Annotated in this window: 5 protein-coding genes; 2 read left to right on the top strand and 3 right to left on the bottom strand. The window is 50.5% G+C overall.

The window, feature by feature from the left end; genetic code table 11:
• Nucleotides 1–29 precede the first annotated feature (29 nt).
• Nucleotides 30–3,143: a SusC/RagA family TonB-linked outer membrane protein gene (locus tag ACYVJM_RS19935; protein WP_461149990.1), complete on the bottom strand. Its 3,114-nt coding sequence runs from the start codon at nt 3,141–3,143 to the stop codon at nt 30–32.
• 890 nt (nt 3,144–4,033) lie between these two features.
• Here ACYVJM_RS19935 and ACYVJM_RS19930 point away from each other — a divergent pair.
• Complete coding sequence (locus ACYVJM_RS19930) at nt 4,034–7,027, top strand: FAD-binding and (Fe-S)-binding domain-containing protein (protein WP_461149989.1); 2,994 nt, start codon at nt 4,034–4,036, stop codon at nt 7,025–7,027.
• Between the two features lie 182 nt (nt 7,028–7,209).
• Complete coding sequence (locus tag ACYVJM_RS19925) at nt 7,210–9,771, top strand: GEVED domain-containing protein (RefSeq protein ID WP_461149988.1); 2,562 nt, start codon at nt 7,210–7,212, stop codon at nt 9,769–9,771.
• A gap of 110 nt (nt 9,772–9,881) precedes the next feature.
• On the opposite strand, the gene ACYVJM_RS19920 is transcribed toward ACYVJM_RS19925, so the two are convergent.
• Both ACYVJM_RS19920 and ACYVJM_RS19915 read right to left on the bottom strand, forming a co-directional pair.
• Entirely contained in the window at nt 9,882–11,255 is a 1,374-nt protein-coding gene (locus ACYVJM_RS19920) for an APC family permease (RefSeq protein ID WP_461149987.1), read from the bottom strand.
• Nucleotides 11,256–11,426: 171 nt separating this feature from the next.
• Nucleotides 11,427–14,414, bottom strand: a complete 2,988-nt coding sequence (locus ACYVJM_RS19915; protein WP_461149986.1) for a carboxypeptidase-like regulatory domain-containing protein — start codon at nt 14,412–14,414, stop codon at nt 11,427–11,429.
• Between the last annotated feature and the right edge of the window lie 259 nt (nt 14,415–14,673).

The following is a 14,673-nucleotide window of genomic DNA, read 5'->3' as shown; positions in this document are numbered from 1 at the left end:
TAAACACGGGCAAGACGCCTGATGGTTGATTAGAACCCAACATTTAAGCCTAAGGTCACCGTGCGGGGCGTTGGATACGGCGTGTAGTCGATACCCAGCGATGGAATTCCGTTTCCATTCCCGTTATACGTTACTGTATTTACATCCGGATTCAGGCCGGTATAGCCCGTAAAAATGAACAGGTTCTGGCCGGTGAGCGACAGCGACAGCGACTTGGCAAATCCGCCCTCCGGCAGGTTGAACCGGCGCGAGATGGTCAGGTTTGTAATCCGTACGTAATCACTTTTCTCCAGGAAGCGGGTTGATACCGATGCCGGATTCAGCCCGTTCTCCGTACTGTTCGCTACATCGTAGGTTACGTTGCGGGCATTTTTGAGGGCACCTTTCGCGAACAGAGCATTAGCCGTGTTATTGTAGATTTTACCGCCAAACTGACCGTTTACGAACAGACTCGCCGTCCAGGCACCAAACGTAAAGTTGTTGGTCAGTCCTAAACGTAACTTGGCAAATGGGCTGCCCTGATAGCTCGACCGGCTATCATCCGCATAAGTCGAGTAACCATTGGCGTCGTAGCCCGTAAACTTGGGAACGAAGAACGCAAACGGTGGATAACCGCTGGTGATCCGTTCGGCATAAGCCCCCGAAAGACCCTGACCGCTGATAGCACCCACGGCCTGATCTGTACCAATGTTCTGCGCCTTGATATCAAGCGTAGTCAGGTTGAATACAGCTTCCCAGCCAAATTGAGGCTTCTGGAAGACCTGATAAATCAGGTTCAGCTCAATTCCTTGGCTTACAATCTGACCGGGCAGGTTGATCCATTTGTAGTTTACCGGAGCAGGCTGGGCGTAGAACACCTGAAGCAGGGTGTTTGTACCAGACCGGTGGTAGTAGTCGATCGAACCGGACAGTTGGCCTTTTAGAATGCTAAAGTCAATCCCCGCACCGGTTGTGGTGTTTTGCTCCCATTTCAAGTCCGGGTTTGGGTTGTTCTGCTGAATCTGTGAGCCGGAGCTGTTGTAGGTATAAATAATTTTGGATGCGCCCCCCGTGAAGTCCTGGTTACCCACGATACCGTAGTTGGCCCGAATTTTAAGGTCATCGAAGATATTCTTCGGAATAAAGCTTTCCTGCGATATCCGCCACGCACCCGCCACCGATGGGAATGTACCATACTTATTGTTCACCCCGAAGCGCGATGAACCATCTACCCGAACGGTTGCCGTCAACAGGTATTTCTCCTTGAAGTTATAGTTGGCCCGGGCAAAATAGGATTGTAAATCATTTTGCCCGCGCGACGAACCGCCCCCAATGGCCGTTCCGGTTAGCGTATTGGCCGCCCCGATGTTATCCGTGTACGAAATCGCCGATTCATCGAATGGGAAACGGCTGGCTGCTACATAACTGGTGCGGGTCCCAAATGTCTGGTATGCAAAACCGGCTACAGCCTCCAGTTTACCGGGACCAAGATCCCGGTTGTAGTTGGCCGTGTACTCAACCAGTTTAGACAGTCGGTTCAGCGAATTGATATAGGCGGCACCACCCAGTCCCGTTGTCGCATCGGCGTAGACCTGGTTGGTTACCGAACCCAGGGGTACGGTGAACTGACCGTTCAGACGTGAGTCGATGGACGTTGAGCGGGTAGACGTCGAGTTGTCGATACCAAAGTTTGCCTTAAGCGACAGGCCCGTCAGGATGTTCCAGGTAGCACTGATGTTCGCCAGTGTCCGGTTGGTTACGCCCTTGTCGTGGTAATAATCGAGCATGGCCCGTGGATTCCGGTACGAACCCCCTGGCAACTGATAGTACGATGCGGTATCGCTCGTGTTTGCAAATACAGGATAGGTTGGGTTAGCTCCAATCATAGCCCCAAACAGGTTACCCAGAGCACCGGCCTGGTTACCCGTCATAGCGTACTGGTCGGTTACAGACGAGGTAGTTGCATTGACCGCCAGCGTTACTTTTTTATTGAACAGATCCTGGGAGGCATTGATACGTCCCGTAACCCGTTGCTGTCCCGTGCCTTTCACCAGGCCCTGTTGATCCTGGTAGCCCAGCGAAAACAGGTACCGCGTATCGTTTGTCCCACCGCCAAAGCTGGCGTTATAAATTTGCGAAACGCTGGTACGCAGAATCTCATTCTGCCAGTTGGTATTGGCGCCGGCATTCACCGTCGAGAGGGTTGGATCGCCACCGGCGGCTTTCACACCGGCCAGAAAATCGGAAGCTGATAGCAGATCATACCGTTTTAACGACGACGAAACAGCTCCCGACGCCGAGAAGTTGAACTGCGGTGCACCGGCACGACCTTTCCGGGTCGTAATCAGTACTACACCATTGGCACCGCGCGCGCCATAGATAGCCGCAGCCGACGCATCTTTCAACACCGAAATGTTCTCGATATCACTTGGGTTAAGGAACGACAGCGGGTTTCGGGCAGTGGTTGTACCCGTACCGAAATCCGGTGTACCATTACTGAAATCGCCCCCATCGAGCGGCACCCCGTCAATGACGTACAACGGCGTGTTACCACCGCGCAGCGAAACGGCGCCCCGAATCTGAATGTTATTGGCTGCGCCTGGCTCACCACTGGCGGGTGTAATCTGCACACCGGCCACGCGTCCCTGCAGGAGTTGTTCCGGCGAAGCAATCACCCCTTTGTTGAAATCTTTTGGACCCAGTGTTGCCACCGAGCCGGTAACGTCTTTCGCCCGTTGCGTACCATACCCAACAACCACAACTTCCTGAAGAGCTTTGGTGTCGTCGGCCAGCTTAACATCAACGGTTGATCGGTTACCCACGGCTACCTCCTGCGTTGTATAGCCAATGAAACTCAACACAAGCGTGGCATTGTCCGGCACATTAGTGATCGTGTATACGCCTTCGGCGTTCGTATTCGTACCACGCTGCGTTCCTTTCACCTGAATACTCACACCCGGCAAAACGGCACCGGTGGGGTCGGTTACTTTCCCCGTCACGGTACGCTCCTGTGCCCATGCTGTTGACTGACTCAACAACAAGACCATCACCAGTAACGACAGTATGCCCGAAAAAGCATTCTGTTTAACTGACTGAGGCTGGCGAACGCCAACCTGACCTACGTTGTCACCGGATCGGTTAATTTTGTAGGATTTATTCATCATAGGTTTACAGTAAAAATGAATTTTTATAGATCCCTGGTCGCATTTCGGGTCTATTTTTTTCCTCATGGTTGTACCCATTTGAAGCTGAATTGAAGCGGTCAAAATTCATCTCCAACTGTATTAATCTGATGAGAAATTATAGTACTAAAATCAAACCAGTTGGCGAATTACATCATGTTGAAATAAAAATACAAATGGCTTTAGGTTAAAATCAGGGTAATTCATGTCAAAATTGTATCATAAAATTTCTTAAAAAAGTACCCAAGAAATTGTCTTATTCTAATAATTATTGATCAATCTTTACAGGCAATAGTCTTAAGTTCAATAAATTATTATTTTATAGAATATAATTTTAACAATTTAAATGACAATTCTTTCATTTGTGAAGCATCAAGTAGGTCCGTTCTGTATTTATAACTAAGTCTATATAGCCACTTAAGTTTTTTAGTGAGTAAGGTGTACGGTGTAATTTCAAAAATTTTTATACTGTATAAAGTCGCTTATTATTGATTAAAAATTGTATTTGGTGAGTCAATTGAGGAAATGAACAATTAGTAAAACGCTGTTATACTTAAATACGACTTTTGTTTATCAGGTAGTTCTACTCAAGGGCCGGCAAGGCGTTTATTTTTTTATTTTTTACTGCATTTTCTGAGCGTATAGCCCTATTTAGTTTATTTTTTATGCGTCTTCTCACAAATGACCGGAAACGAATAAGCTTATATTGGTTGTTAAATGAAAAAGTGTTTATAATAGCATAAACGACACTTAACCAGAACAATACAACCTTTTGACGGGGGTGCCCAGGTCTACAACACATGGGTATTAGCTGAACGTGTATCGGCTACTTTCGCTATCTTTACTGTCCGATTCTTGCCTGCTTGACAATCATGTCTATACCTGTTTCTCTTCCGTTTAATGAATTGAAAGTCCGCCTGGAAGGTGACCTTTTTACCGATACAACTTACCGAACGCTGTACGCAACGGACGCTTCAGCCTACCGGGAAATGCCAATGGCTGTGGCTATTCCTAAAACAATCGAGGATCTTAAGACCTTGATTGCCTTCGCCAAAGAGCATAAAACATCCCTGATTCCCCGGACGGGCGGCACATCGCTGGCTGGTCAGGTGGTTGGCAGCGGCATTGTCGTCGATGTATCGAAACATTTCACCAAAATACTGGAAGTCAATCCTGAAGAGCGGTGGGTGCGCGTTCAGCCGGGTGTTATCCGGGACGAGCTAAACCAGTTTCTGAAACCCTACGGGCTCTATTTTGGCCCCGAGACTTCCACAGCTAACCGGGCTATGATTGGTGGGATGGTCGGCAACAACTCCTGCGGATCGAATTCCGTAGTGTATCGGGCCACCCGAGAACATACGCTGTCGGTAAAAGCATTGCTGGCCGATGGGTCTGAAGCGGAATTTGGCCCCATAAACGGCTGGGATTTTACCAAACAGGTTGGCGAAGCAAGTCGTAAAAACGGCTCAGCAAGCCTGGCCGACAAGATTCTGCTGAAAACGAATGCCATTCTGTCGGACCCCGCCAACCAGGAAGAAATCCGCCGGAATTTTCCGAAGAAAACCATCGAACGACGCAACACGGGTTACGCACTCGATGCGCTGCTCGACATGCAGCCGTTTGCCCCCGAAGGTGAGCCATTCAATATGGCCAAGTTCATTGCCGGTTCGGAAGGGACACTTTGCTTCCTGACCGAGATCAAACTGAACATTGTGCCGCTGCCGCCCAAAGAAAATGGGCTGGTGTGTGTGCATTGCCACTCCATCGATGAGTCGCTGCGGGCTACCCTGGTGGCGCTCAAATACAAACCTTATGCTGTCGAACTGATTGACGACATCATTCTGGAACGGGCCGATACGAACCCGGAACAGCGTAAAAACAGCTTTTTTGTTCAGAAAACCCCCACCGACCACTTCCCGATTATTCTGGTTGTGGACCTCTCACGCGATACACGCGCCGAAATAGAGCAGCTCGCTGCCGAGATGGTAGCCGACATGCAGGCCGCCGGTATGGGGTATCATTACCCATTGCTGTTTGGCGACGACTCCAAAAAAATCTGGACACTCCGCAAAGCCGGACTAGGTCTGTTAGGCAACCTCCCCGGCGACGAAAAAGCGGTAGCCGTCATTGAGGATACGGCTGTAGACGTACACGACCTGCCCGACTACATTCGTGATTTCAACGAGATTCTGACGAAACACAGCATGCACTCGGTTCACTACGCGCACGCGGGTTCGGGAGAGTTGCATTTGCGGCCAATCATAAATTTGAAAACCGAAGAGGGACACCGGCAATACCGGATGATTGCCGAAGAGATTGCCACACTCGTCAAAAAATACGACGGTTCGCTCTCGGGTGAACACGGCGATGGGCGGCTCCGGGGCGAGTTTATCCCACAAATGGTTGGGCCGCACAATTACGAACTAATGCGGCAAATCAAGCATACCTGGGACCCTGACGGCATTTTCAATCCTGGTAAGATCGTGGAGACTCCCCCCATGGATACGTTTCTGCGGTACGAAGCCGGTCAGCAGACACCCAATTTCAAAACGTACTTCCGGTACAAAGACCAGAACGTATTGCAGCACGCCGAGCAATGCAACGGCTCGGGCGATTGCCGCAAAACGGAGGCTTCGGGCGGTACCATGTGCCCAAGCTACATGGCCACCCGCGACGAGAAAGACACAACCCGGGCACGAGCCAACATTCTGCGCGAGATGCTGACGCGTTCAACCAAAGAGAACCGGTTCGATCACGAAGAAATCAAAGCGACCTATGACCTCTGCCTATCCTGCAAGGGGTGTAAAAACGAATGTCCTTCCAACGTCGACGTAGCCAAGCTGAAAGCTGAGTTTCTGCAACATTACTACGACTCGAACGGTATCCCTATACGTTCCAGATTGATTGCTAATTTTGCCCGTTTGTCCAGCATCGCAGCCCTGGTCCCCTGGGCATGGAATGGCGTACTGGGCACCCCGGCACTCCGGCGCATCGCCAACCGCATGGTGGGCTTCCACCCGGAACGTACCATGCCAAAAATGGGAAAGTCGACGTTGAAGAAATGGGTTGCTTTGCGGAGCGAGGAGCTATCTGGCAGCAACTCCGCACTCCCGGAACGCCGGCCGCTCGCTCCTCACTCCGCACTCCTCCTTTTTTGTGATGAGTTTACAAACTTCAATGATGTAGAGGTTGGCCAGAAGGCGATTCAGTTATTTGAGAAGCTTGGCTATGAAGTGGTTATCCCTGAGCATGGCGAAAGCGGCCGGGCGGCTCTGTCGAAAGGGATGCTGAATTACGCAAAGACGCTGGCTGAGAAAAATGTTCGTCTGCTTAAGGATATTGTTACGGCCGAAACGCCATTGGTCGGCCTGGAGCCTTCCGCTATCCTGACTTTCCGAGACGAATATCCCGATCTGGTAGATGAATCGCTTATGGCCGATGCAAAACGCATTGCCGAACACGCGCTAACCTTCGAAGAATTTCTCGCCCGTGAAATGGATGCGGGACGCATTAAATCGGAGCAGTTCACGACCGAAACCCGGCTCATCAAACTACACGGCCATTGCCAGCAGAAAGCGGTATCGTCGCTGGTGCCGGGTAAAAAGGCCTTGTCATTGCCCAAAAACTATACCGTGCAGTTGATCCCTTCGGGCTGTTGCGGCATGGCCGGTTCCTTCGGGTACGAAGCCGAGCACTACGACGTATCGATGAAAGTTGGTGAACTTGTCCTCTTCCCTACGGTTCGCCAGCAGCCCGATAGCGTAATTATAGCAGCCCCCGGCACATCCTGCCGTCACCAGATTAAGGATGGTACGAATCGTATTGCCCAGCACCCCGCCGAAATCTTATTCGATGCACTGGCGTAAAGATGTGTAAACAAATAACCTAAGGGATACTTATAGTCCAATTTATTCATTGATAATCAGCAGCCTGGTAACATTTTTATCAGGCTGCTTTGCATATATTTATAGCACAAGAAGTGGAGCTAACAACATACATGCGTATGAGGTATGCTTTCTATTGAAATAATCACACCATATATATTGTTATGAAGTACCTTATACTACTGATCAGTTTAGTAGTTCTAATACCGGTAAAAACCCTTGCGCAGCGCCCGGACCATCCAACACATCCTCTGCCGCTTTGTGCCACAACCGATCTGACAGAAGCACAGCGTAATGAATTAAATAGCCAGGCCGCACAGGCGCTGGCCGCAAAACGCGCATCAACTGCTGTATTTACGGCCATTACGTACGTACCCATTCGCCCGCACATCCTTCGTAAAAGCGATGGTACAGGCGGGATGTCGCTGGCCAGCCTAAATAATGTCATTGCCGTTACGAATAGCTATTACCTTAAGAATGGGTTCGGTATCCAATTTTATTTTTGCGGAACGTCACCGGACTATATCAACAATGATACCCAGTACAACAGCTTTAATGATGAAAACGCACTGACGCAGGGGCATGACGTGACAAATGCGATGAATCAGTATTATGTCAACTCCTTTGCCTCGGGAGCCGGTGGCTATGCCTATTATCCGAGTAATAGTGTGGTTACAACCCGCTCATTTATTCTGAATGAATCCTGGAATGAAGATGACATGGGGAACCGACTGATTCCTCATGAGTTAGGCCATAATTTCAACCTGGTTCACACCTTCGGTCAAGTGCCCGGAACCGGTACGTTAGGGTCAGGAACAACGCTCGAACTGGTTACACGAGGAGCCGGAGCCAACTGTACAACCGAAGGCGACTACATTTGCGATACACCGGCCGACCCCTATAATAAAGTCGGCGCTAACCTGCTGTATATTAACGGTTGCCCGCAATACGACCCGACCAGTACCGCACGCGACGCTAATGGGCTGGCCTACACGCCATCCATCAGCAATATCATGTCGTACTATTTTCCGTGTACCCATGATTTCACTCAGGGCCAGTACGACCGGATACAGGCAGGTCTGGCATTGCGTCAGACACATACGGCCTACACCCTGGACTGTCCGCCAACGGCTGTTCCGGCACCTTCCAATCTGGTCGCATCGACTACGGGCAGTTCCATTTTGCTGACCTGGCAGGATAATGCCAGTAATGAAATGGGGTATTTCATTGAACGCTCCCAGTCGCCGGTATCGGACTTTTTACCCATTGGGGGCGTAGGCCCTAATACGAATACGTTTACAGATTCAAAAACCGTTGCTTCGACTATCTATTACTATCGCATTCGGCCATCTAACGCCACAACTTCAGGCGTTAGCCAAACCATTAGTATACGATCACCTTCCTGTCGGCCAACGTATGCTTACTCCTGCCTATATGGTGATGGCCTGGGAAGCTTTTCAATAAACAATACCCTTCTGAGTCAGAACTCAGGCTGCTCGACCAATGGCTATGGATTATTCAACGCGGCATCGACAACACTTGTGGCCGGTCAATCGTATTCTGTAGCTGGTACAACCCTAGGAAACGGACAACCGCAGGGCATAACGATCTGGGCCGATTTAAACCGGAATGGCGCCTTTGAAACCAGCAAAGGCGAACTCTTATATCAAACACCCGCTACCGTACTCAGTTCTTTCTCGGGTACGCTCTCCTTACCAGCCAGCCTGACGGCAGGCACCCTCACTCTTCGGGTTACTCAGGTGTTCAATATACTACCGGTTGATCCCTGCGGAAACTATACCTATGGTGAGACAGAAGATTATATAATAAATACGACTCGCTCCACCGACCTTAGCCTATCCCTGCAAAGCAGCGCCCGGAAACTAGTTGTCGATCAACCGGTAAGCTACTCCGTGACGCTTCAAAATGCAGGCCCCAGCGACGCAACGGGCATCAGCTGGCAAAACGCACTACCAGCCAATATGAGTTTTGTTAGTGGAGATGCTGGTGTTGTCAGCTCAGGTACTGCCGTGGGCGTTAGTAATTTATCACTGGTGAGCGGCACGTCGGCATCATTCGTGTACCGACTAAAAACGGGACGGGAGGGCACCTTTGTCAATGCGGCCCAAATTACAGCGAGTAACGAGCCCGACCCGGATAGCCAGCCCGGTTCGGGTACAGGCGATGGTCAGGACGATGCCGCCACAGTGGATGTGCGGACAGCAGAAGCCAGCACCGTATACACATCACCAAATCCGGGTCAAACGCCATTACCACCGGTATTATCCGCTCAGCCCCCACCCGATCCGGCAAAAGCGGATTTGTCGCTCCTCATAAGCGTCGATCAACGCACGCCCATACTAGGCCAGAACGTACTATTTACCATTACCGTCAGCAATGCGGGAGGTCTGGCGGCTACGAACATCGTTGTACGCGACACCCTGAGAGGATTAACCTTGGGCGTCATACCTGCTGGAATAAGCATTGTAAGCGCGACCAGCGGGTATACAATTATTCAGGGAACAATTGCCTCACTGCCAAAGGACGCATCGGCCCAACTGACGTTTACCGGAACAACTACTCAGGCCGGATACCTAACGAACGCGGCACAAATATGGTCTGTTAACGTTCCGGATCCCGATTCGACACCAGGTTCTTCAACGCCAACAGCCAATAACCTGAACGGGGAGGATGATGCAGCCTGGATTGATTTAAGAGTCCGCTGATTGGGTTGGCTGGTTAATGGTAGTGTAGTGGGGTTATTCGTTACTGAGTTGGTAGTTTTCATACAGAACGATACCTGCCATTTATTGACTTACTAACGATTAATCAACTTCTACTTCTCAAACGGCCACTGTTTGCGGATTCCGGCCGATACCAGAAAGGCGATAACGCCCAGGCCAATGACGGTCAGTCCGGAGAGCATGAACTTCGTTCCGGTCGAGAAGAAGATGAACAGCCATATACCAATGACCAGAATAACCGGCAACGGATAGAGCGGCATCCGAAAAGGAAACTCCGAAGCCGCCCGCCTGCGATGAAGCAGCATCAGCCCGATGGCCTGACCAACAAACTGTACCACAATCCGCATGGCCAGAATAGCCGTGATAACATCGCCTAACCGAAACAACAGGCTAAAAACAAACCCCAGACCTCCCAGGAAAAGGAGCGAGATATATGGGAACTGCCGGGTGGGGTGCAGCCGGGCGAAAATCCGAAAAAACTGACCGTCGGCAGCAGCCGCATAAGGCACTCGCGAGTACCCAAGCAAGACGGCAAATAAGGAGGAAAATGCCACCAGCAAAACAAGTATCGTTGCCAGCCTGGCCGCCTGAGGGCCGTACAACGTCTCGACGAAGGTGCTGACGATAAACTCGCTGTTCTGGGCGATTTTCCAGGGCACTACGCTTACGACGCTCAGATTCATCAGCAAATACAAAGCCGCAATCCCAAAAATGGAGATAAACATACTGGCGGGAATATTACGGGTAGGCCGCTGGATTTCCCCACCCAAATGGCAGACGTTATAATACCCCAGGTAACAGTAAATGGTTTTGACGGATGCCTGCCCCAGACCAGCGGCCAGCAAACCACCGCTTACGGAGCCAATGGACTCAAACGTTTCGGCCAGGGGAATTCGTGGGTTGCTCAATCCGCCAATGATGATCCAGCCAAGAGTTACCAGAACAGCGCCCCACATCACCAGACCAATTTTACCAATCGAGTCGATTTTCCGGTATAAAAGCACAATGATCACCAGCACAACCCCACCGGAAACGGCTTTTCGCTGCCATTCGTCGAGGGGCATCAGGTACGATGCGTACTGCGCAAAGCCAATAGCTCCGGAAGCCATCACCAGCGGAGCCTGGATAAGCGTTTGCCAGACGTACAGAAAGGAAAGCAACCGCCCCCATTTCCGTTCGCCGTACGAAATCTTCAGAAAGTTATAGCTGCCACCCGCCTGCGGAAAAGAAGCCCCCAGTTCCGCCCAGACAAACGCGTCGATCAGGGAAACGAACGCACCTAATACCCAGGCCCATAAGAACAGCGGACCACCAAGGGTTTTAATAACCAGCGGCAGCACAACAAAGGGGCCAATGCCCACCATGTCGATCATATTCAGGGCCGTCCCTTGCAGAAGGGTAAGCCGACGGGGTAAAGCAGCCGATGCAGCATCGGAAGGTTGATCGGTAGAGGGTGCGTTACTCAATAGCGTACGGGCTACAGGCCTAAGAACTGATATTCGTTTAAGAAAGGCTAGAACCTCTTTAAAAGTTCGAGAGATGGATTATCTACCAAAACAAAAGATTCCCCGTAAGTGTACCGGATATTGACTTCGATACGACTCACGGGGAATCAGATAATGTACGGTAAGACCGACTTAATTCATTAGTTGATCGAACGTCAGGCTAATGTAATAGGTCGAACCAACGTACGCACTACCATAAGCCTGGAAGTAAGGCTTGCCAAACAGGTTGGTTGCACCCACCTTCACAATCGACTTAAGGCTCGACACCTTGTAATTAACCTGCGCATCTAAGTTGCTGATAGCCGGTACAATTGTTTTCTCGTACAAATTTGGGACAAGTTCGGTAGGTACGGCAAAACCCTCCCAAGTGAACGAATCCTGATGCTTGAACGCAACGGCAAAACCAATATTCGAATTAGTCATCGGCCGTTTGCTGAAGCCTAAATTCCAGCGGTATTCCGGCGTGTTAAAGCCAGATGTCTGCAACTCCGCCGTTGGCGTGAAGTTATTGAGCTTGTTGTTAGCCAGGTTACCCGATAGGCCGTACCCTTTTGGCAACTGGTAATTCAAACCCAGGGCCCAACCTGATGTATTGATTTTTTCGCTGCTATTGGCGGGCATCGAATACACATTCCGGGTTCCTCCGCCCAGTACACCGGACGCCAGCGGCAGACCAGCAGCAACAGGAGCCGTTGGCTGCAGGAGAATAACACTGCCAATGAAGTTTTTGTAGACACTGTAGTAATAATAGGCATCGACAAACAGACGCTTCCCGATTACACTCCGGTAACCAATTTCATAGCTGGCCACGCGCTCCGGCTTAAACGCCTGACGCTGATAGGGTCTCAGGCTACCAATGTTGCTGGTAATGGCTACGGCCGTTACGGCGTTGTTGATATTGGCGGCTATCTGGCCGGGCAATACGGTTGGCAAGGTCGCGGCAACACCGCTCTGAATGGCGGCTGCGGCTGCACTGGCCGGAATCTGACCAGCCGCTACGGCGGCATTTACCTGTGCGGTAACGGCGGCTGTCACCTGAGCCGTTACCTGCTGCGTAATCAGTTGCACGGCTGCCTGCTGCACCGCCGTGTTAGATGCACTGGCCGTGATGGCAGCACCAAGGGCCGTCACGTCCGTACGCGAATAGGAGTTGGCCAGGTTGTAGCGATCCGAAAACTCCGGCAAACCACCAATCAGCCGGGCTAGGGGTGTTTTCAGGTCGATGTACTGATTCTGCGTAGTTGGAATACGGAAACCAGTCTGGTACGACAACCGGATGTTGTGTTCACCGAACGTTGTCACGGCTGATACTCGGGGGGTAAACTGACCCTCGAAATTCTGGTTTTTATCGTAGCGGGTCGACGCTGTCAGTTTCAGGTGTTCGTTGAACAGCGATTTGCTGGCCTGTACAAACCCGCCGAATTCAGAAATGCCAATGGTACCGTTACGTCCGGCAGCCTGGTCGGCAAAGAGCGTTCCTTCCGAAGCCAGTTGGTACTGCCGGTAATTGGCCCCAACCAGTACATCCGCAAATTTGATCTGATTCTTGAAGTTGTACAACCCTTCAACGTGGTACAGGTTCGACTTATCCGAGAAGGCCCCGCCCCCCTGACTGATGGGGGTTGAGTTTAATTTATTGTACAAAGACGTGTACGCTTCGGTGCCGGGTATCGGGCGACCCTGATCGGCTACGCCACGTGCCGCCAGTTGGGCCGCATCATCACCCTGACCGGCTCCCCGGGCAGCGGCATACGCTCCAACGTACTGCCCAAACCAGGTAGCGCTTGGTTTCCAGGCTTCGTTAAAGCCAATACTGGCCAAACCTGCCGTGAATGATTTACCCGACCGCTCCTGCGTTGTGTAAGCACGCACCATAAAATTATCGCCCCGCAGTTCGAGTTTGGCCTGCGCTATGCTGAAATCCCGCAGCGAATACCGTCCCGTAGCCGTATAAACGGTAGTGCCGGTACCATAATTCAACTGACCAATAGCTTCGATCTTATCCGTAATCCGGTAGTGCAACGCCCCGTTGAACTTGAAGCTCTTGGTATTATAATCAACCAGATTCACTTCGGGGTAACCCGTACGGCTGACGTTAACGTTAGGCAGGATGTTTAAGGCCGACGCAGGTAAAAGGCCCGCCCCAATCAACGCCTGGCCCACAGTCCGCATGTTTTGCTGGTTTTCATCGCCATACACGTTTACCCCATCGTAGTTAACGGCTGTACCCGCCCCCCGGTTGGGATCAGAACTACCCGCACCGTTCAGGTTTGTATAATTCGTTGCTTCCCAATCCTTCGCCTTTATGTAAGACAGGTTCATCTTGAAAGCGAACTTGTTGTTGAATGCTTTGGCGTACCGAATTGATGCATCGTAAAAACCCGTTGTGGATGTGGTCCGGTTCGACGCATCCATAATACCCGTTTTCACGTTGGCACTCAACCCCTGATACAGAAAAGGGCTTTTGCTGTTGATCAGAATTAAGCCCTGAATGGCATTGGGGCCGTAAAGAGCAGAAGCTGCACCGGGCAAAATCTCTACGCTTTCAACATCCTGCTCCGGAACACCCACAATATTGTCGACCGGGAAGTTCAGGCCCGGTGCCGAGTTATCCATACCATCGATCAGCTGAACCGTGCGCGGGTTACCCGTTGCGCCGAAGCCCCGCAGGTTGATCGACTTGAACAACATCCCCTGCGTAGCTACATCAACCCCTTTTACGTTGGCCAGACCATCATAAAAATTAACGGAAGGAGTAGCCTGAATAGACCGAATGTCCATCTTCTCGACGGATACCGGCGATTTTAATACACTTTCCTCAACCCGTGAGGCCGAAACAACCACCTCCTGGCCAATAGTGACCTGCTCCTTCAGACTTACCTTTAAATCGGTACGATTGCCATTGATCACATATTCCTCCGTTTCAAAACCAACACCGGAAATGGCGATGGTAAACGGGGTTGGGGTATTGGTTGTGAAGGAGAAGTTTCCCTGCTGATCAGTAATGGTACCAATGACCTTCCCTTTTACGGCGATACTTATGCCCGCCAACTCTTCTTTTCTATCGTCGGCAATCACCTTCCCGGCCACCTTTGTTTGAGCTATTGCGCTGAAACTCATCACGCAAAATAGTCCCATTAATACAAATAAATAAGTAGTAAAATGTTTCATAGGTTTGCTTTTATCAATTACGTATCTTTTTTAGGCTTTTACCTTGGGATAAACTTACGCATAAGTCTTCTTTTTGTACAAATTTTTCCCCTAATTATTAATTGTCTGTTTACTCTATATACATGACTTTGTTTATTGACGGACATGCAGTTAGTAAAATACACCCCCTAGTTACTTTATAATCAGACCACTTTCCCTGAATAATCCT

It is taken from the genome of Spirosoma pulveris (assembly GCF_054781875.1).
This window is presented reverse-complemented; position numbering and strand designations above follow the sequence as displayed.